The 19,493-nt window shown below is 41.4% G+C and carries 16 protein-coding genes; 5 read left to right on the top strand and 11 right to left on the bottom strand.

Features of this window, described 5'->3' with window-relative positions:
- Positions 1–321 precede the first annotated feature (321 nt).
- From K364_RS0116190 to K364_RS0116130, 11 genes are all read right to left on the bottom strand, one after another.
- Entirely contained in the window at positions 322–1,284 is a 963-nt protein-coding gene (locus tag K364_RS0116190) for an acetyl-CoA carboxylase carboxyltransferase subunit alpha (protein WP_028308881.1), read from the bottom strand.
- Positions 1,277–2,104: an acetyl-CoA carboxylase, carboxyltransferase subunit beta gene (accD, locus tag K364_RS0116185; RefSeq protein ID WP_028308880.1), complete on the bottom strand. Its 828-nt coding sequence runs from the start codon at positions 2,102–2,104 to the stop codon at positions 1,277–1,279. Before accD ends, K364_RS0116190 begins: the two co-directional genes overlap by 8 nt.
- Entirely contained in the window at positions 2,098–3,474 is a 1,377-nt protein-coding gene (locus tag K364_RS24520; protein ID WP_035269756.1) for an acetyl-CoA carboxylase biotin carboxylase subunit, read from the bottom strand. Before K364_RS24520 ends, accD begins: the two co-directional genes overlap by 7 nt.
- A 7-nt stretch (positions 3,475–3,481) precedes the next feature.
- A complete protein-coding gene (gene accB, locus K364_RS0116175; protein ID WP_028308879.1) occupies positions 3,482–3,970 on the bottom strand; it encodes an acetyl-CoA carboxylase biotin carboxyl carrier protein in 489 nt (162 codons plus the stop codon).
- A gap of 263 nt (positions 3,971–4,233) precedes the next feature.
- A complete protein-coding gene (locus tag K364_RS0116170) occupies positions 4,234–4,803 on the bottom strand; it encodes a carbon monoxide dehydrogenase beta subunit family protein (RefSeq protein ID WP_028308878.1) in 570 nt (189 codons plus the stop codon).
- Complete coding sequence (locus tag K364_RS27370) at positions 4,800–7,643, bottom strand: molybdopterin-dependent oxidoreductase (protein WP_340622515.1); 2,844 nt, start codon at positions 7,641–7,643, stop codon at positions 4,800–4,802. Before K364_RS27370 ends, K364_RS0116170 begins: the two co-directional genes overlap by 4 nt.
- 148 nt (positions 7,644–7,791) lie before the next feature.
- Positions 7,792–9,573 carry an NADH-quinone oxidoreductase subunit NuoF gene (gene nuoF / locus K364_RS0116150; protein WP_035269941.1) on the bottom strand — a complete coding sequence of 594 codons (1,782 nt, stop codon included), beginning with the start codon at positions 9,571–9,573 and terminating at the stop codon, positions 7,792–7,794.
- A gap of 7 nt (positions 9,574–9,580) precedes the next feature.
- On the bottom strand, positions 9,581–10,060 hold the full coding sequence (gene nuoE / locus K364_RS0116145; protein WP_028308874.1) for an NADH-quinone oxidoreductase subunit NuoE: 480 nt from the start codon (positions 10,058–10,060) through the stop codon (positions 9,581–9,583).
- A gap of 389 nt (positions 10,061–10,449) precedes the next feature.
- On the bottom strand, positions 10,450–10,713 hold the full coding sequence (locus tag K364_RS0116140; protein WP_242841727.1) for a type II toxin-antitoxin system HicB family antitoxin: 264 nt from the start codon (positions 10,711–10,713) through the stop codon (positions 10,450–10,452).
- Positions 10,714–10,947: 234 nt separating this feature from the next.
- Positions 10,948–13,575 carry a restriction endonuclease gene (locus K364_RS0116135; protein ID WP_028308872.1) on the bottom strand — a complete coding sequence of 876 codons (2,628 nt, stop codon included), beginning with the start codon at positions 13,573–13,575 and terminating at the stop codon, positions 10,948–10,950.
- Positions 13,576–13,585: 10 nt separating this feature from the next.
- Complete coding sequence (locus tag K364_RS0116130; RefSeq protein ID WP_242841726.1) at positions 13,586–15,460, bottom strand: DNA methyltransferase; 1,875 nt, start codon at positions 15,458–15,460, stop codon at positions 13,586–13,588.
- 763 nt (positions 15,461–16,223) lie between these two features.
- On the opposite strand from K364_RS0116130, the gene K364_RS0116125 reads away from it, so the two are divergent.
- The 5 genes from K364_RS0116125 (at position 16,224) to K364_RS26985 (ending at position 19,385) form a co-directional block, all read left to right on the top strand.
- A complete protein-coding gene (locus K364_RS0116125; RefSeq protein WP_028308870.1) occupies positions 16,224–16,802 on the top strand; it encodes a hypothetical protein in 579 nt (192 codons plus the stop codon).
- Positions 16,795–17,343 (top strand): hypothetical protein, encoded by a 549-nt coding sequence (locus K364_RS0116120; protein WP_028308869.1) that lies wholly within the window; start codon positions 16,795–16,797, stop codon positions 17,341–17,343. Before K364_RS0116125 ends, K364_RS0116120 begins: the two co-directional genes overlap by 8 nt.
- A gap of 64 nt (positions 17,344–17,407) precedes the next feature.
- Positions 17,408–18,232, top strand: a complete 825-nt coding sequence (locus K364_RS0116115; protein WP_028308868.1) for a ParA family protein — start codon at positions 17,408–17,410, stop codon at positions 18,230–18,232.
- A complete protein-coding gene (locus K364_RS0116110; RefSeq protein WP_028308867.1) occupies positions 18,183–19,124 on the top strand; it encodes a ParB/RepB/Spo0J family partition protein in 942 nt (313 codons plus the stop codon). Before K364_RS0116115 ends, K364_RS0116110 begins: the two co-directional genes overlap by 50 nt.
- A gap of 84 nt (positions 19,125–19,208) precedes the next feature.
- On the top strand, positions 19,209–19,385 hold the full coding sequence (locus tag K364_RS26985; protein ID WP_169734765.1) for a hypothetical protein: 177 nt from the start codon (positions 19,209–19,211) through the stop codon (positions 19,383–19,385).
- Positions 19,386–19,493: the final 108 nt, after the last annotated feature.

Here is a 19,493-nt window from a genome sequence, read left to right as displayed (position 1 = left end):
GAATCAGGCAGTTACTCCCTCTATGTAACTAACTTATATCTTTAATCCTCAAAACCTATTAATCCGGCAAACCCTATATTTTAAAGCTACGGCATCAAATTAATGCACACTGCAAACATTGAAATTAATCCCAAGGTTCTGCTTGGCTGTACGATAAAGAGTGCTGTGCTGCCTAGTAACGGGTTTTTCCATGGGGGTCAATATCTCAAAAGGTACTTTGATGTAATGTTTTGTCAAAAGGTTATGTCCTCTAATTATTTCCAGCAAGTGCATAGCTCTTGATTGTTAATTTAACACATTTTTATGCAACATGCAAGGGTGTCAGCAATATCTCTGCTTCCAAACTCCTATTTTTTTAATTTTTTCGTACCTCTTATCTAATAATTCTTGTTCACTTAGTTTTTTAAGAGATTCCAATTCACCTAATATATATTGCTTAATATTGTCGGATGTAAAATCCATATCCTTATGAGCTCCACCTAATGGCTCTTTTATTATAGTATCTATAACATTTAATGATAATAAATCCTGTGCTGTTAGTCTCATAATATCAGCTGCTTTTTGAGCAAGATTAGAGTCTTTCCACAATATACTGGAAAGACCTTCAGGTGATATAACCGAGTATATGGAATGTTCCAGCATACACACTCTATCAGCAACTCCAAGGGCTAAAGCACCGCCACTTCCACCCTCTCCTATAACTATGGATATAATAGGTGTTTTTAGTCTGCTCATTTCCATTAGATTTCTCGCTATTGCTTCTCCTTGACCTCTTTCCTCTGCACCCAAGCCGCAGTATGCTCCTGGCGTGTCAATAAAAGTTATTATAGCCCTTTTGAACTTTTCTGCTTGTTTCATTAATCTTAAAGCTTTTCTATATCCCTCTGGATGAGGCATTCCAAAATTCCTTTTAATATTTTCCTTTGTATCCTTTCCTTTTTGATGCCCTATTACTGTAACAGGCATACCCTGAAATATTCCAATTCCAGCTACTATGGATTTATCATCTCCATAAAATCTGTCTCCATGAAACTCTATAAAATCGGATAATAGTTTTTCAATATAATCCAAAGATGTAGGTCTTTCTTGAAGCCGTGCAAGTTTTACTTTTTGCCATGGACTTAAGTTTTCATAAACATCTCTTCTCATCATTTCAAGTTTATTAGTTAATATGTCAATTTCATTGGTTAAATCCAAATTATTTTCATAAGCAAAATTTTTTAATTCGTTGATTTTATGTTCAAGCTCAATAATTGGTTTTTCAAATTCTAACATATTATTCATGGATTCTACCACCACCTGCTGTGTGGATTTTTATAATTTTAGATATGATATTTCTCATATCCTTCCTCTCTGCAATTTTATCAATAAACCCTTTTTCTAGTAAAAACTCTGCTCTTTGAAATCCTTCAGGAAGTTTCTGTCTGATAGTTTGCTCAATAACCCTGGGCCCTGCAAATCCAATTAAAGCCCCCGGTTCTGCAATAATTATATCACCCAGCATAGCAAAACTGGCAGTAACACCTCCTGTGGTTGGATCTGTCAACACAGAAATATATAGTAATCCCTCTTCAGATAGTCTGGCTAATGCAGCAGATGTCTTAGCCATCTGCATTAAGGATAATACCCCTTCCTGCATTCTTGCTCCACCGGACGCTGAAAATATTACCACAGCATTTCTTTTTTCAATAGCTTTTTCTACTGCTCTTGTAATTTTTTCCCCAACTACAGACCCCATGCTTCCCATCATAAAATTAGGATCCATCACACAGACAATACAACTTTGTCCCTGTATTTTCCCCTCTCCAGTGATTACAGCTTCGTTTTCATTAGAATTTTGAATAGCAGTTGTAATCTTTTCGTCATAGTCTGGAAAATCTAAAGGGTTATCTGTCATTAAATCCATATCATACTCTACAAATGTATTTTCGTCTATTAATTCCTTTATTCTATCTCTAGCTCCCATTCTCCTGGGCTTTTCAACTTTTATGAAAATATTTTCGCTTGTTTTGAAACCTTCATTAGAAGCAGAAGATTTTTTTTCCCTGTTATCCGTCAAATTTATTGTAGTATATTTTTTTTTACTAAATAAGTCTTTTAGCATACATCCACTCCCTTTGCTGCAGCATCCTCCCTGTATATTTCTTTCTCTATAAATGAAGTGTCTACCTTGTTGCTTAAAAAGTTTTCATTGTTTAATATTTGCTTTTGAAATTCAATATTTGTGTCTATACCGGTAATTATAATTTCATTTAAAGCTCTTTTCATTCTAGCAATAGCTTCCTTTCTATTTTCCCCCCATACGATAAGCTTTGCAATCATAGAATCATAGTTAGGGGGAATAATGTAACCACTATAGATGTGGCTGTCCAGCCTAACACCATAACCTCCCGGAGGAAAATATCCTTCTATCTGTCCTGGAGAAGGCCTAAAGTTTTTGCCAGGATTTTCGGCGTTTATTCTGCATTCAATAGCATGGCCATTTACTTGTACTTGCTTCTGAGTAATATTTAATTTTTCGCCATAGCCTATCCTAATCTGTTCTTTTATCAAATCTATTCCTGTTATCATCTCTGTTACTGGATGTTCTACCTGTATTCTTGTATTCATTTCTATGAAGTAAAAATTATTATATTTATCTAATAAAAATTCAATGGTTCCAGCACTCACATAGTTAACTGCCCTGGCTGCGCTAAGGGCCATCTCTCCCATTTTATTTCTCAGTTCTTCACTAATAGCAACACATGGAGCCTCTTCTAGCACTTTTTGATTTCTTCTTTGTATGGAGCAGTCTCTTTCTCCTAAATGTATTATATTCCCATGTTCGTCTGCTAATATTTGGAATTCTATATGCCTGGGCTCCTCTATATACTTTTCTACATATAAAGAATCATCATTGAATGCCGCTGCAGCTTCTGATTTTGCCATATTAAATTTTTCTATAAACTCTTTTTCTATATGTACTATTCTCATTCCTCTTCCGCCACCACCGCTAGCAGCCTTGATCATAACAGGGAAACCAATCTGCCTGGCTGTTTCAAGCGCTTCTTCTGCTATATTTGTGGAACTTTTTGAACCTGGTACAACAGGAACTCCTACCCCTATCATTGTTCTTTTTGCTTCAGATTTGTTTCCCATTTTTTCCATAGATTCTTTAGGCGGTCCAATGAATTTTATTCCATTTAATTTACATGCGTCTACAAGCTTTGAATTTTCCGAAAGAAATCCATAGCCTGGATGTATAGCTTCACATTTTGTAACCAAAGCTGCACTTATTATACTGTCTATGTTTAAATAGCTTTTTTTAGGCGACGCAGGACCAATACAAATGGCTTCGTCTGCCATATGCACATGTGCCGAATCCCTTTCTATTTCTGAATGTACTGATACGGCTTTTATTCCCATGTCTTTACAGGTTCTAATGATTCTAAGGGCTATTTCACCTCTGTTAGCAATGAGTATTTTTTTAAACATTTCCGTACTACCTCCCAATCCTCATTAAAGGCTGGCCGTATTCAACTATGTCACCATCTTTTGTCAATATGTCTATAATTTCACCTGCTACTTCGCATTCTATTCCATTCATCATCTTCATGGCTTCAACTATACATAAGGTTTGGCCTTGTTCCACCTTATCTCCTACTTTTACAAAAGGCGGGGCATCAGGACTTGGTGCTCCATAAAAGGTACCTACAATCGGAGATTTTACTATATATATATCTTCATCATCAGTCAACAAATTGTTATATTCAATATCAACCTCAGATTTTCTTTCATTTGTATCTGTCTCTATTTCTTCTATTGCCATGTTATGCTTTAACTTTTCTACAGTTGGTTTTACCCAGTTACTATTTTCATTTGTTAATTTTTTATTTATCTTTATTTTAATGTCACTTTTTTCTATTTCTACTGTTTCTATACTAGTTTTGTCTATTGTTAAAATTAAATCTTTAATATCTTTTATTTCCATGATAGAAGCCTCCTTGTATTTACTAATATTCACTAATTAGTCAATTGTAAAACTCTGTATGCCCTGAAAAATAAGGCTCTGCCTATAAATTATGCTAACTGGTTTTATTACTTGGTGCTAGTACTTGACATTATACTATAGCAGTGATTGAAAATGCAATTGCAATTTCACCATTAAAAATATTTTTTAGTTGATATTTATTTGTTGAAAAAAAGCAAGAAAGCAGGGGAAAACCCCCTGCTTTTTCGATTATGCTTCTCCATTTAATCTCCCTGGCGCATAGTACGGATTATTTCTGTCAATTTTTTCACTCTCTCTATCCCCGTATCACGCAGAGTTATTGATGCATCAACATGGCCTATCTTACCACAAAGAGCAATGGTATAGCATTTAGTGCCCTGTGATATAATTTTCAGAGCCACATCCGCATAAAGGCACTCCACGCCATAAAAAACAACAACATCATAATTCTCATGGGCAATAACCAAATCGCCATGAAAAGGATTAATTTCTACTGCAGTTCTTGCTATGGGATATTGAGGTCGCACATCAAAAATCGGGCGGATCTCGGCTCCCATTGCTTCAGCTAATTCCCTCAGAGCTCTGGCCTTTGCCGGTGCATCTTCTTCCCAGGAGAAAAGGATAATACGTGCCGGTACAACCAGCACCGGCTTTTTAGCCTGGATGACTTTTAGGGCAATCTCGGTTAGTGCTTCCTCTGCAGGCACCATTTCACCGTCTACCAGGGCCATTTCCTTTTCAGGATGTGCAACCTGGGCTGCCGGTTCGGGGCCAACCAGCCAGCAATAATCTTCTGCTTGCTTTTCTCTCATACTACTTCACCCACCTGTTCGATTTTTTCGATGCGCACTGCGCAACCCTTGAGAGCGGAAGCCACAGACATACTGCATACTGCAGGGCTAGTCAAAACATTAGCTGCCGATTCGGCAAAATGGAAGCTCATGCTGACCACTCCCACAGGCACCTCCCTGGTAGTCTCTACCCGCGTGGTAATTGAACCCCGGGGTGAAGTGATCCTAACCATGTCACCGGTACAGACTCCCAATCTCTCTGCATCCTGGGGATTAATACTCATCCGCTCTTCGCCCAAAATCTCGTTCAAGCCTTGAACTCTTCCCGTCATGCTTCTGGTATGATAATGATAAAGTTTACGCACCGTAGTCAAAGTAAATGGATAATTCTCATCAGGTCTCTCCATGGCAAAATGGCGGTAATCTACCGTGGAAAACTGGCCAATGCCCCTGGCAAATCTATCTTCTTCACCGCACCAGGATCTCCTGTGCATAATAGGAGTACCGGGATGCTCTTCATTAGGGCAAGGCCATTGCAGGCCCTGTTCATCTAGGCGTTGGTAACTCATGCCTCCAAAATAGTGAGGGGTGAGCTGCCGCACTTCATCCCAAATTTCTTGAGGCGATTGATGTTTCCAGGGCAGATTAAGCTTTTCAGCCAGGTTTTGGATTATTTCCCAGTCAACCTTGCTTTGACCCACCGGTTTTATAGCGCGGCGTACTCGCTGGACCCGCCGTTCAGTATTAATAAACGTACCGTCCTGCTCGGCAAAAGAGGCCGCCGGCAAGACCACATCCGCCAGTTGGGCAGTTTCAGTCAGGAAAATATCCTGCACTACAAGGAAATCCAAGGATTCCAAGGCTTTTTGCACATGCTGCCTGTCAGGAGAAGAAACCATTGGGTTTTCCCCCATTATATACATGCCGCGGCACCACCTGCTGGGGTTAGGATGAAACATATCGTTGATAGTACGTCCCGGAATTTCAGATAGCTCAACTCCCCAGGCCCTGGAAAACTTCTCCCGTATAACATCACTGACTTTATCAGCCGGCACCGTGCGAGGACTCTTGCCTTCAAAATCAAACTCAAGGGCTGTAACCAGGTTTGCCTCTCCCTTTGCTTCTTTACCCCTGAGACGCTGCCAGTAAGTCATACCATCGCTATGCAATGGCTGATAGCCGGGCAGAACATGGGGCAAGCAGCCCATATCACATGCTCCCTGAACATTGTTCTGACCTCGCAGGGGGTTTACACCTGCATTAGGCTTGCCAATATTGCCAGTCACCAGGGCAAGATTAGTCACCGCAAGGACATTCTCTGTGCCGCAGGTGTGCTGGGTCACTCCCATGCAGTAAAAAATAGCGGCACTAGAAGCAGTGGCATAAATACGGGCGGCACGAACAATATCCCTTTCAGCTACCCCGGTTATCTCAGCAACATCTGCCAGGGGATATCTGGTCATGATAAAATCCTTCATATTTTCAAAACTATTTGTCCGTCTGGCAATATAGTCTTTATCTTCAAGGCCTTCCTGCAATATCACATGCATCAACCCATTAAGGAGAGCAACATCTGTTCCGGGTTTAATCTGCAAATGAACATCAGCTATTTCGGCAAGGGGAATGCGACGCGGATCAACAACAATTAGTTTGGCCCCCTTTTTCACTGCTCGCCTGATGCGGTAGCCCACAATAGGATGATTTGCCGTGGGATTAGAACCCACCAGCATAATGACGCTGCAGCCTTCAATATCGCTTATTGGATTTGTCATTGCCCCGCTGCCTGTGGTAGTGGCCAGACCGACCACCGTAGAGGCGTGTCAGAGGCGGGCACAATGGTCAACGCTATTAGTTCCTAGAGAGCGCAGCAGCTTTTGGAAAAGATAATTGGCTTCATTTGTGGTTCGGGCCGAGCTTAAACCGCCCAGGGCTTCCTGCCCGTATTTTTCCTGTATCTCCCGAAACTTACTTGCCACCAGGTCAAGTGCCTCATCCCAGGAGGCTTCTTCAAAGCGGCCGCTGCGTTTAATCAGTGGTGCAGTCAAGCGATCCGGATGATTGATAAACTCATAGCCAAAACGACCTTTAACACAAAGGTTGCCCTGATTGACCGGACTTGCTGAGTCTCCCCTTGCATCCACAACTGCACCTCCGCGCACACCGAGATATATCCCGCAGCCGCAGCCGCAATAGCCGCAAACGGTCTTGACCTCATAAGTTGGTTTAGCCCCGTTTTTGGGAAGCAATGCCCCCACCGGACAGCGTGCCATACATTCGCCGCAGGACTCGCAGGATGATTCTTTAAGAGGTTTGTCACCAAAGGTACTAATCTTAGTGGCATAACCACGAAAGGCAAAATTAATGGCCCCTGCCCCTTGAATCTCATAACAGGTGCGTACACAAATGCCACATAGGACACACTTATTATGATCCTTGACGATAAAAGGATGGGTATCATCCAGCGGTTCCAGCTCCAGGGCTTTTAATTCTTTCAGGCAGCCTGGGTCAACCGCTACAAAGTTGGTAACTTCCTGCAGCTTGCAGTCATTATTTTTGCCACAAGCAAGGCAATTGGCATGGTGATCAGCCACTAAAAGCTCCACTGCCACCCGTCGTACCTTTTCCACTGCAGGGCTGCCTGTTACAACCACCATTCCCTCTTCCACCGGAGTGTGGCAGGAAACCAGCATCTGACCGTTGACTTCAACTAGACAAACCCGGCAAATTCCCGCCGGTTTCAAGTCTTCATGATGGCAAAGATGGGGAATGTAAATCCCGTTTTCCAAAGCGGTCTGGAGAACAGTTCTGCCTTTTTGAGCGCTAATCTCCAACCCGTCTATGATAAGTTTTATCGTTTCCATATTTTTTTGACCTCCTGAGTTCAAAATAGCTGTTCAGCATTATCTATTGTCAAGTATTCAGTAGTCAGAATTAAGCTAATAAATCTTAGTTCCTTCATCCTGGATCCTGGATCCTGGCCTCTGACTCCTTTGTAGTTACAATTAGTTATTAGAAGCACTCCACAGCCCCAAAAGCATCCGGGCAGACGTCAAGGCATATTCCACATTTAGTACATTTGCTTCCGTCAATTATATGAATTTCCTTTTTGGCCCCAGTGATGGCATCTACCGGACAGGCCTTGAGGCAAATAGAACAACCTTTACATTTTTCAGCATTAATATTATAAGAAATAAGTGCCTTACAACTGCGGGAAGGGCAACGCCGCTCATTAATATGGGCCTCATATTCATCCCGGAAATAACGCAGGGTAGTCTCCACTGGGTTTGGAGCAGTTTTGCCCAGGCCACAAAGGGAGCCCTTAGCTACCCCCTCACTCAATTCCATCAGCAAATCCAGATCAGACATTTTCCCCTCACCCTGGGTAATCCGAGTTAATATCTCATGCATTTGCATGGTGCCCAGGCGGCAGGGGACACACTGACCACAGGACTCCTTTAAGCTAAAATCCAGGAAATACCTGGCAGTGTCTACCATACAGGTATCTTCGTCCATTACTACCATGCCCCCGGAACCCATCATGGAACCAGCAGCACGTAAAGTATCAAAATCAATGGCTGTATCAAGCAATGCCCCAGGCAAACACCCGCCGGACGGACCTCCTGTTTGCACTGCTTTAAATTTCTTGCCTCCTGGAACCCCTCCTCCAATTTCAAAAACTATTTCCCTCATGGTAATACCCATGGGTACTTCCACCAGGCCGCAATTAGCCACTTTTCCGGTAATTGAAAAAACAGCTGTACCCTTGCTGGTTTCCGTACCCCTGGAAGCCAGCCAGTCAGCCCCTTTGTTAATAATCCAGCGAACACTAGCCAGTGTCTTTACATTATCAATCAAGGTGGGTTTGCCATGAAGCCCGGCAATCACTGGATAAGGCGGTCTGGGATAAGGCATCCCCCGCTTGCCTTCCAGTGACTGAATAAGGGCAGTTTCCTCGCCGCACACGAATGCCCCGGCACCTTGAAAGATTTTGATGTCAAACTTAAAGCCGCTTCCTAAAATATCATCACCGATAAAGCCTTTTTCTTTGGCTTGATCAATGGCAATCTGTAAGTTTTTGATAGCCAGAGGATACTCGGCTCTCACATAGAGATAGCTCTCCTGCGCCCCCACAGCATAACCGGCTAAAATCAACCCCTCCAACACTGCATGGGGGTCACCCTCCAGTATCGAACGGTCCTGAAAAGAGCCAGGATCTCCCTCATCTGCATTGCATATCACATACTTAATCTCACCATGGGCAGCAGCACACATTTCCCATTTTTTCCCAGTTGGAAATCCGGCACCTCCCAGGCCACGCAGCCCAGAGCGCTTCACCTCAGCCACCACCTGAGCTGGAGTCATTTCCAGAAGGGCCTTGCGAACAGCACGATAACCCCCGGCCTCCATGTAATCATTGATATCCCGGGGATCCAGCACACCACAGTTTTTTAGGATGGTACGCTGCTGTTTATTAAAGAAGGGAATATCTTGCGCATAAGGAATCCCTTCATTGGTGACAGGGTCACGGTAGTACAGTCCTTTCGCCAACCGATTTTCGTCCATAAGGGATTGAACAATTTTTGGCACATCTTCTGCCTTTACCTTGGCGTATAAAATTCCATCGGGCTCAATAACCACCACTGGATCTATTTCACTAAAACCATGACAACCTGGGGTTTTCACAATAGCCTCCAACCCGACCTCACTTAACTCCCTCTCCATAGCAGCAAGAACCCTATCGGCACCAGCTGATTTACAGCAGGTCCCCTGGCTGATTAAAACCGTTTTCATACTCAATTTAATTGCCCCCCTTTGCAGCGGCAGGGAATAACTCTGCCACTTTTTTAGGGGTTAACTGACCATGAACCTCTTGGTTATTAATGGTAATAGCAGGAGCTAAGGCACAGCACCCGATACAAGCTACCGCTTCCAGAGTGTATTCCAAGTCCTGGGAGGTTTCCCCCTCTTTAATGCCCAACTGCCGTTCCAGGATATCTAAGATTCGCTCAGCCCCCCGAACATGGCATGCGGTTCCCCGGCATACCGCCACATGGTTCCGCCCAACCGGTTTAAACCGGAATTGAGCGTAGAAGGTGGCAGTAGCATAGATTTTGCTTTCCGGCACCCTGACAAACCTGGCTGTTGCCAGCATAGCCTCTTCAGATAAATAACCTAGTTCTTCCTGAATCTGCTGCAGAATGGGAATAATCTCCCTCTCTTTGCCTTGATAACAATTCAGAATATCTTTAACCTTCAGTTCAGTATTTTGTTTGCACATAGCATTTGATCTCTCCCTTTTCGTCAGACTAACTAAACTTATTGTCACTGCGCTTATTAAATTGTAAACCTAATTAAAAAAATAGCCCAACATCAACATGCCTATTCAGCACATGATGTTGGACTTGCATTCAACCAGTTAATATACTCTTTAAATGTCCTTCCAACAATTGTATTATTATCCAACAGCAAACCGCTACTTAAATTCTTTCTCCTTTAAAGGTGAAATCTAAACCGCGCTATGCTCCTGGATAGTTCAACTAACAATCAGCGAGTAACGACCCTCCTCTGTTAGAAGTTTTTTTGCCATAAATTAATCATATACCAATATAGTAAATATTTCAAGAATAAAGACTTTGATAAAAAAATTTATAATAATAGTCAACTTACTCATAATGTAACCTCTACCTGCTGTACCCCAATAAATTTGTTTTGGGTATACTCCTCTTTTTCTACTTCAAGACAAAGCTCTATCGCTTCCTTTATCCTTGGAAGCAATTCCTCCACAGATCTAGCTTGTGTATAACAACCTTTTAAGCCTGGCACAGATGCCACATATACATCATCTTCATCTTTTTCTATAAGAATAGTAAAATTATATTTTTTTACGAATACAACACCTCCAATAAATTCATGAATTATTCTAATTTTCACATATAAAAAGGAGCATACCCATATTATATCAGTTGGGTGTCCTCATTACTACCAAGGTCCAGCTGATGGATAAACGAAATAACATGTTGCTTAATCTTTTTACGGCAAGGACTGTTGCCATTGTACAATACTACGGCACTAAACGGGTAAGTGCCGTAGTATTGTACATTCTTTAGATATATTTTATGCATTTATTTGTAATAATCGACGAAAATTAATATTTCTTTTCAAAATTTACACCTCACTAGCACTGGTCACAACTTTATAATCCACATCATTAAAAACCTCAAAATGCTTCTTGCTGCATTTGATTTTTTGTGCCTCTGAGAGGTGAAGCTTATCCAGGTCTAGGGTGGATTTGGTTTCTCTTATCAGATACAGCTTTTTATCCTCTTCCTTCACAATTGCCCAGTCAGGGTTGTAAGTACCAATTGGAGTTTCTACCACAAACCAGGCCGGCAGTTTGATAAATAGCTTGATATCTTCTCTTTCGTCTAATATTTCGGCAAATTTTCTTTCCACATCTGAGTCTACTACCACATGGTCATAGATGGAATTGTTTACTGGAACTATATTGCTGAGGTAGCTTTCTATTTCTTTTTCCTCAAACAACATCATTTCATATTCCTGGCCCGCTATTTTTTCATATTTAATGCCGTTTATCATAAGGTTATGAAGTTCCCGCTTGATTTCTTTTACTGCCATATCCATAAACTGCTGTGGATTAACTCTTATATCAGCTAATCTTTCCGAAGCTAGTAAAATGTCAGTCAATGTACTACGGGTAAGTTCAGTTTCTCTTTGCATGTAGCTTACCACATCTGGAATGCTGCTGATCTCTAACTGAACTGTGGCCTCTGAGATCCTGGAAATTGTGGTATCCACACCTGTCGTGCTAAGGCCTAGCTTGACCTTCTGGGTTCTTATCTTGGGGCTGGTAACTGGCGGCATATCTTTAATGGCACCTGCACATTTTCTTATCAAGTCACTGGTGTCAAAGTAAATTGCATAACGAGTCTTATGTTTGATGCGCTCCCATAGGGCTTTAAAGTTTTCGTCAAGGAGAATTTCTTTCTTAAAACCTAGCTTCTTACGTTCTCTTTTGTTTTTAATTCTGCCGCCAAAGTCTACTCCACATTCTTCTGTAATCTCCTGCTGCAGCTTTAGTGCAAATTCCTCATAGCTTTCGTTGGCTATTACAGTCAGCCTGTTAATGTTCTCATCAAAGACCCTATTACCAGTCTGGTCAACTGGAAGACGAAGGCCCCTGCCTATTTCTTGTCTCTTTTTGAGCTCTGATTTGGTTTCATTTAAGGTGCATATTTGAAACACATTGGGGTTGTCCCAGCCTTCTCTAAGTGCTGAATGGCTAAAGATAAAACGCACTGGTTCTTGATGTGATAGGAGCTGCTCCTTGTTTTTCATTATCAAGTTATAGGTATCATCATCGGCCTTGGTATTACCACTTGTGTCTTTTTCTATTCCTTTACGATCAGCAGAAAAATACCCATCATGAACCTGCTCTGCCAAATAGGGGATGAGTCCTTTGTATCTAGGATGTTCAGTTAATTCATTGTATGCTTCTATAAACCAGCGGGCAATTTTGCCGTGCTTGCGTTTGCCCTTCTCGTAGTAGCGGTAGTTTGCAACTTTATCTATAAAAAAGAGTGATAAAACTTTAATGCCCTTGTCTTGTACCTGCAGTTCTTTTTCCAAGTGTTCTTTGATTGTTTCTCTAATTTGAACTTTCATGATATCTTCTGTCATGCCGCCTATTGTCTGCCCCAGGTTTACAACTGTACCGTTTACAAAGCTAACATAGCACTCACCAGCATTAATTTCTGATACTACATAGCCATCTTTGTAGGTAGTCCTGTTATTTGACTTAGAATACAGGTCATCCCCTGCTTTTATTTCTACTGTCTTTGGGGCGGGACCTGATGGTTTGTCTGCATGGATTGTTACCTTGGCACTTATCTTGGTTTTAGTCGGCTTAATGCTGTCTAGACTGATGTAAGCCTTGTTGAAGTTTTCTTCATTTAAGACTGAATCTACTTCAATCTGTTTTACAAGGCGCATGTCATATGCTTTGACCGGATCTAAACGATAGAGCAAATTATATAAGTTTCTATGGGTTGCTGAATAACGCAATGTGCATAGGGGATTTAGGTTTTCTATAGCCTCTTTTGCCTTTTCACTTTCCATGTTTTGCGGCTCATCCACTATAACTATAGGATTAGTGGTTTGGATAAAATCAATTGGTTTGTGACCTGAAAGTTTATCCTGTTCATTATATATGACGTTGTTTGCCTTTTTATTGAAGGAGTCAATGTTAATTATCAAAATCTGCACCTGGTTACTGGCTGAAAAGTGGCGCAGGTTTGAGACCTTTTTTGAGTCATAAACCCAGTAGTCTACGGGAATATTGCCGTAGAGGTTTTTAAAGTGTTCCTGGGTAATTTCTAAATTTTTTAAGACTCCTTCTCTGATAGCTACGCTAGGAACTACAATTATAAATTTTGTAAATCCGTAGCGGATGTTTAGTTCATATACGGTTCGCAGATAAACGTATGTTTTTCCGGTTCCTGTTTCCATTTCTATTGAAAAATTCATTCCATGAAAGTCATCATTAACCGGCAGCTGGTTATGCTTCTGTACCTTTTTAACGTTTTCTTTGATTTTATCTTCATCTATTAATAACCTGTTGCCAACTCCCAGTTCTGTTTGGAACAAGCTATCTAAGTCTGTTGGCAGTTTAATTTCATATTCTCCACCTGCTAGAGGCTGGCCGTCAAAGATGTCTATAATAGCCCCAATAGCCTTAAGCTGATATTCCTGGTTGCTATCAAATTGTATTTTCATGGCCATCACCTCACACAGTTCTGAATTTAATTTTCTTAGCCTTCATGTCCAGCATCGTGTTGACCTTAAGCTGGTCATTTCTGCCAAAGGCACTATCTAAACAAAGTACCATCTCAGGGGTTAACTCAATCATTTTTTTAACTAGCTCCTTGTCCATTTGGTTCGCAAGACAAATTAAAAGCTTGCCCTCTGCTACTGAATACACAGTTTCATTTGCAATGTGGAGCTTTTCAAGTTTTACGTTTAAGTCAAACCCTGATTTTATTAACAGCTCATAGAGGATATCTTCCTGGCGGCTTTCAGGTTTAATGGGATTTACAAACATTTTAAGCTGCTCCCCCAGAGCTTCATCGTCTATTGGGGTTCCTGACTGGTTCCAGATTTTGAAGTTTGACTCCGAGAGCTTAAATACTTTAAATCCCCAGTCCATGGAAGCTTCAGTATCAGGAGCTTCTTCGTTAAGCTTTTTAATCACTCGGCGGACTCTTTCCTTGCAGATTTCGGCGATAGTAGGATACTCAGGATTATCGGTTGGTTCAGGGAGCTGTACTAGAATAAACTGGCGATTTCCACCATCTTCTTTGTTGAGTTCCATAACTGCGTGAGCGGTGGTTCCTGAACCAGCGAAGAAGTCTAGGATGATGTCGTTAGTTTTGCCATCTGTGGCAATGGTAAGAATTCTTTTTACTAGTCTAGTGGGCTTAGGAGTATCAAACGGTGATCCAACATCACCAAATAAGGCTTTTAGTTCCTTCTTAGATTCGTCGTTATGTCCCCCGTCTTCATAAGTCCACCAAGATGTAGGGACAATGCCATCTTGCACCTCACTTAGGTATCTTTTTAATTGCGGAGCTCCAAGCCCATCTCTTCCAAAAAATACTCGATTTTCGTTAATCCATCTATTAATAGTAGCTTTATTACTTACCCAGCAACGCCCTTTTGGTGGATAATAACTTTTTCCAGTAATAGGGTTGATAATTTCATAATCATATTCTTTCGAATATGTTTTAACAGAAAGATTATCCGGCCTCCAACGCCCCTTTCCATCATTGTCATCATATTTGTAAAGCTTATCTTGCTTTTCAGTTCTTGGTAGCAAGTTTCTACTAAAACTAGCGCTTTTTTGATACACAAGTATGTAGTCGTGCATGTCTGGTATACCCTTTGCGTCATTTGATGAAGCATACTTCTTTTGCCAAACTATACTCGCTAAAAAATTCTCCTCCCCAAAGATCTCATCCATCATCATTCGCAGATTATGTACTTCGTGGTCGTCTATACTTACAAAAATCACGCCATCATCCCGCAGAAGATTTCTAGCTAGAAATAGCCTTGGATACATCATGTTGAGCCACTTGGAGTGATATCTGCCATTAGTGTCAGTATTGCTTGAGATAATAAAACCCTCATCATTTAGCTGTCCTGTCAATCGCAAGTATGTATCCAGGCCTTCCTGATAATTATCAGGATAGACAAATTCATTACCTGTATTATATGGTGGGTCTATATAAATCATCTTAACCTTAGCGTGATAGCTTTTCTGTAAAAGCTTTATTACCTCAAGGTTGTCCCCTTCAATGATAACGTTTTTTGTGTGGTCAAAGTTAATTGACTCTCCAGGAGATGGCTTTAAAGTAGCAATGCTGGGAGCCTGGATAACTTTAAAGCAGTCAGATTTCCCGGCCCAGCTTAGATTATATTTTTCCGGACTGTCATCTACCATATTTCCTAATGCCTGCTTTAAGATATCGAAATCAATTTTCCCTTCTTTAAAGGCTTCAGGAATAATGCGTTTTAGTTCTTCTGTTTTTTTTACTGCAGTATTTTCTGATTGTAATGAGATATTATTTGAACTCACATTGGTGTCTTTATTATTTTTACTCACTTTCTTCACCCCATCTAACTTATAACCAAAATGAGCATAATTTAACATTTTGGTTTTATTTGTATTACTACGTCATGATTACTTATAATCCTGCAGATAAATACAAATACCCTGCACTATTTTATAGTATCAGGGCTATGGGATTATTTATAAAACTCACTTTCCTTCCCAAATTCTATTATCTGCTGAAGCCTAAAGAAAGCGTTATCTAGAGGCTTAGCACTACTTATCACCCATCGGTAATGAATGGAGTCTTAGTGGTGGTTAGCCATGGGACAAATTATTCGCTGATTAAGCCGCTAAACTCAACAGTCCTAATGGCATCTAAATAACTCCTCCCAAGAAATGTTGCCAAAATCATTTTCGGCAAAAATGGCACAAAAAAAGAGCTTCAAGTTAAACCCTGAAACCCTTGATATATCTAGATTATGGCGGAGAGAGTGGGATTCGAACCCACGGTACCCTTACAGGTACTCCGCATTTCGAGTGCAACGATAAAATGAGAATTTAGTGGAAGTTAGGAGTAAATCCATGTAGATAAAAGCCCCCGAAAACCTTGTAGAATCAGGGTATCCGGGGATTTTTTTCGTGTCTGCAAGGAATGTTGAGCACTCCGAAAAATCAACGAAAAAATTGCATCCGAACCTGTTTTGGATAGAACTCGGATAGAACTCGGATAGAACTCGAAAATTCTATCATTATTAACACAAAGATATGCTTTCACCACTTGCCGTTGACAAATTTAAGAAAGTGAGTGAAGCAAATGAATTTTATTGAATATAGTTCTTCGGAAATTGATCGTTATCCTGAATATGTCACACAAAAAGAAATGTGTGCCATCTTAGGTATTTGCAAATCAACAGCCTATTCAATCCAGAAAAAAGGCATGATTCCCTTTGAATATGTAAGCACATCGGAAGGAAGAAGGCAACGGATAAAGATTACAGACATTCTGCTATATCAATATGAAAAGATGTGCTTTGACGAAATAGAAAATGAATATATTGAAGGTTTGCGCCGTTATTATCAAAAGCAATTGCATGACTTCCCTCAACTGCTTCTGGTCCCTGATGTAATGCGTTTTATCGGATATTCAAAATCAGCAGTAAACAATTGGATAGTGCGCAATGAATTGAAACCTTTAAGCTATAAAAACAAGCGGCTACAATCATTCCACCGAGGTAAAGGAACGCTTATAACGAAAGATTCATTCCTTGATTTTTTAACCGGCCCGTATTATCGAAGCATAACGAGAAAATCAGCCGTACATAAAGAGCAAGCCAAACAATATGAGCAGCTCTTTGGCACTTTCATGTCAAAGCGAGGTGCTGTTAATGTCTGACTATAGCTTTCTAATAAATAGGTATCCCGAATTTGTAACGAAAGATCAGTTTTATAGGATATGCCATATAAGCAAAAAAACAGCGCTGTATTATCTGGAGAATGGCGTTATTCCCTGCATTGATTCTGGAAAAAAGACACGCAGATACAAAATTGCAATAAAAGAAATTATTTTCTTTCTACAAGACAGAGATGAAAATCCTGAAAAATACTATCTGCCGAATCATTTTAACAATCCTTTTTTGCCAAGCGAAATTAGGCAATATAAAGCCAAACCGCGCCCTGATAGCTATAAATATGTTTACAAGCTAAAAGGCATAAAAGAGGTCAAGGATTATCAGAGATATCTTGAACAGCAATTTGCAGATTATCCAGATATGATGACCAGTTTGCAAATACAACAAGTAACCGGACATTCAAAAAGTACAATAGTATCATGGTGCAAATCCGGAAAGGTAAGATATATCAGGCATCATAATGCTTACCTTCTACAAAAGAAGAGTGTTATTACCTATTTATTCAATCGGGAGTTGCAACAATGAAGATTAAGCCATTTGTTCTGTTATAGAACAAGTGGCTTTTTTATATGAAAGGAGGAAATTAAAAATGTCTAAAGTAATCGCCCTCGCCAATCAGAAAGGCGGCACTGGGAAAACCACGACGACGGTCAATCTTGGGATCGGTCTTGCTGCACTGGGTAAAAAAGTTCTACTTGTTGACGCGGACGCACAGGGGAATCTGACGGATTCATTGGGTTATCAGGAGCCGGATAATCTACCTGTTTCACTGGCTATCGTACTGAACAAAATAATTGATGAAAAGTTCAGTAAGCCGGACGAAGGTATCCTTCACCATGCGGAAGGTGTTGACCTGATGCCTGGCAACATTGAACTGTCTGCTATTGAGGTATCACTGGTCAACACTATGAGCCGGGAAACGGTACTGCGCACATATATCAACACGGTTAAAGACAAATATGATTATGTGTTGATCGACTGTATGCCCTCTCTTGGTATGATGACCATCAATGCCCTTGCTGCTGCGGACAGCGTAATTATTCCCGTTCAGGCTCATTATCTGCCCGCTAAAGGAATGACACAGCTTTTGCAAACCATTGCCCGTGTGAGAAGGCAAATCAATCCCAGGCTTACCATTGATGGTGTACTACTAACAATGGTGGATAACCGCACCAACTTTGCAAAGGATATTTCCTTTATCCTGCGGCGGGACTACGGCGACAAGCTGCGAGTATTTCAAACGGAAATCCCCCTGTCCATCCGGGCGGCTGAAACAAGCGCGCAGGGAAAAAGCATTTATGCGTTTGACCCGCACGGAATAGCTGCTAAAGCCTATCAAGCCTTTACAAAGGAGGTGCAGGACATTGGCGAAAAACGACGTGCGAAACAGCATCAAGCTGACCTCAGTAGATGAACTTTTTTCCACAGAGGAGAGCCGCGCAGATAGCCAACGAGAAAAGGTGCTGGAAATTCCTCTTTCGGGAATCAGCGATTTTCCCAACCACCCTTTTAAAGTGAAAGCGGATGAAGCCTTGCTGGAAATGGCCGATAGCGTAAAACAGTACGGTGTTTTAGTCCCCGGCCTTGTGCGACCGAAACCGGATGGCGGCTATGAAATGGTTGCCGGACACCGGCGCAAAAAAGCAAGTGAGCTTGCAGGCAAGGAAACAATGCCCTGTATTGTCCGTGAATTAGACGACGATGCCGCCACAATTATCATGGTTGACAGCAATCTACAACGGGAAAGCATACTGGCGAGCGAAAAAGCCTTTGCATATAAGATGAAACTGGAGGCCATGAAGCGACAAGCAGGCAGGCCAAGTAAAAATTCCGCCCAAGTTGGGAGTAATTCTTTTGGCAAAGAATCCAGAGAAATTCTTGCAGAACAAGTAGGCGAAAGTCGTAATCAAATTTCCCGCTATATTCGCCTCACTGAACTTACACCGCCACTTCTTGAAATGGTGGACGAAAAGCAGATTGCTTTTAATCCGGCTGTGGAGCTTTCCTACTTAGCCGAAAAGGAACAGCAGGAACTATATAACACCATGCAGTCGGAGGACTGCACCCCGTCTTTAGCACAGGCGCAGAGGATGAAAAAGCTCAGTCAGGACGGCAGGCTAAGTGTAGATGTCATCTTTTCCATTCTTACCGAGGAAAAGCCCAATCAAAAAGAAAAACTCAATATCCAGCGTGAACGCATCGACCGCTTTTTCCCTAAGAACTTTACCGAGAAGCAAAAGGAGGACTTGATTGTCCAGCTGCTGGAAAGCTGGTATAAGAAGCGGCAGCGGGAACAGGAACGATAAAACAAAATATGATCGTGACACATGGCAATTCGTTCTCATGAATGAGGACGTTTTTTTATGCCCTTTTTGAAAGGAGGTGCTTCCATGTACTTTACAGAAGGGCGGCTGCGCGCATACGAGCGCATAATGCAAGAAAAACCGAAGCATGACCATGAGCTTTCTGCAAAACCAGTGAGGGATGAGGATTGTAAGCAATGCCGATACTTTGACAAGCATAGTAGGAAATGCAGCAAAGAAAAATGTGTCATACCTAATGATTAACGAGGTGATTTTACACCAAGGGGGTAGTCTGTCCTTTTGCTTGCAGGCATCGCATAGCGGCCTTGCGCCTTCCCCCTCCCCACACCCCTCCCCTAAAAATTTACCAGC

Origin of the sequence: Desulfitibacter alkalitolerans DSM 16504, from assembly GCF_000620305.1 — a bacterium.
Taxonomy (GTDB): domain Bacteria; phylum Bacillota; class DSM-16504; order Desulfitibacterales; family Desulfitibacteraceae; genus Desulfitibacter; species Desulfitibacter alkalitolerans.
This window is presented reverse-complemented; position numbering and strand designations above follow the sequence as displayed.

Bases quoted from the DNA above. Each gene is read 5' to 3' on its own strand.
- K364_RS0116190 (WP_028308881.1), bottom strand. From the start codon at position 1,284: ATGAATAATATGTTAGAATTTGAAAAACCAATTATTGAGCTTGAACAT.
- accD (WP_028308880.1), bottom strand. From the start codon at position 2,104: ATGCTAAAAGACTTATTTAGTAAAAAAAAATATACTACAATAAATTTG.
- K364_RS24520 (WP_035269756.1), bottom strand. From the start codon at position 3,474: ATGTTTAAAAAAATACTCATTGCTAACAGAGGTGAAATAGCCCTTAGA.
- accB (WP_028308879.1), bottom strand. From the start codon at position 3,970: ATGGAAATAAAAGATATTAAAGATTTAATTTTAACAATAGACAAAACT.
- K364_RS0116170 (WP_028308878.1), bottom strand. From the start codon at position 4,803: ATGAGAGAAAAGCAAGCAGAAGATTATTGCTGGCTGGTTGGCCCCGAA.
- nuoF (WP_035269941.1), bottom strand. From the start codon at position 9,573: ATGAAAACGGTTTTAATCAGCCAGGGGACCTGCTGTAAATCAGCTGGT.
- nuoE (WP_028308874.1), bottom strand. From the start codon at position 10,060: ATGTGCAAACAAAATACTGAACTGAAGGTTAAAGATATTCTGAATTGT.
- K364_RS0116135 (WP_028308872.1), bottom strand. From the start codon at position 13,575: ATGAAAATACAATTTGATAGCAACCAGGAATATCAGCTTAAGGCTATT.
- K364_RS0116125 (WP_028308870.1), top strand. From the start codon at position 16,224: ATGAATTTTATTGAATATAGTTCTTCGGAAATTGATCGTTATCCTGAA.
- K364_RS0116120 (WP_028308869.1), top strand. From the start codon at position 16,795: ATGTCTGACTATAGCTTTCTAATAAATAGGTATCCCGAATTTGTAACG.
- K364_RS0116115 (WP_028308868.1), top strand. From the start codon at position 17,408: ATGTCTAAAGTAATCGCCCTCGCCAATCAGAAAGGCGGCACTGGGAAA.
- K364_RS26985 (WP_169734765.1), top strand. From the start codon at position 19,209: ATGTACTTTACAGAAGGGCGGCTGCGCGCATACGAGCGCATAATGCAA.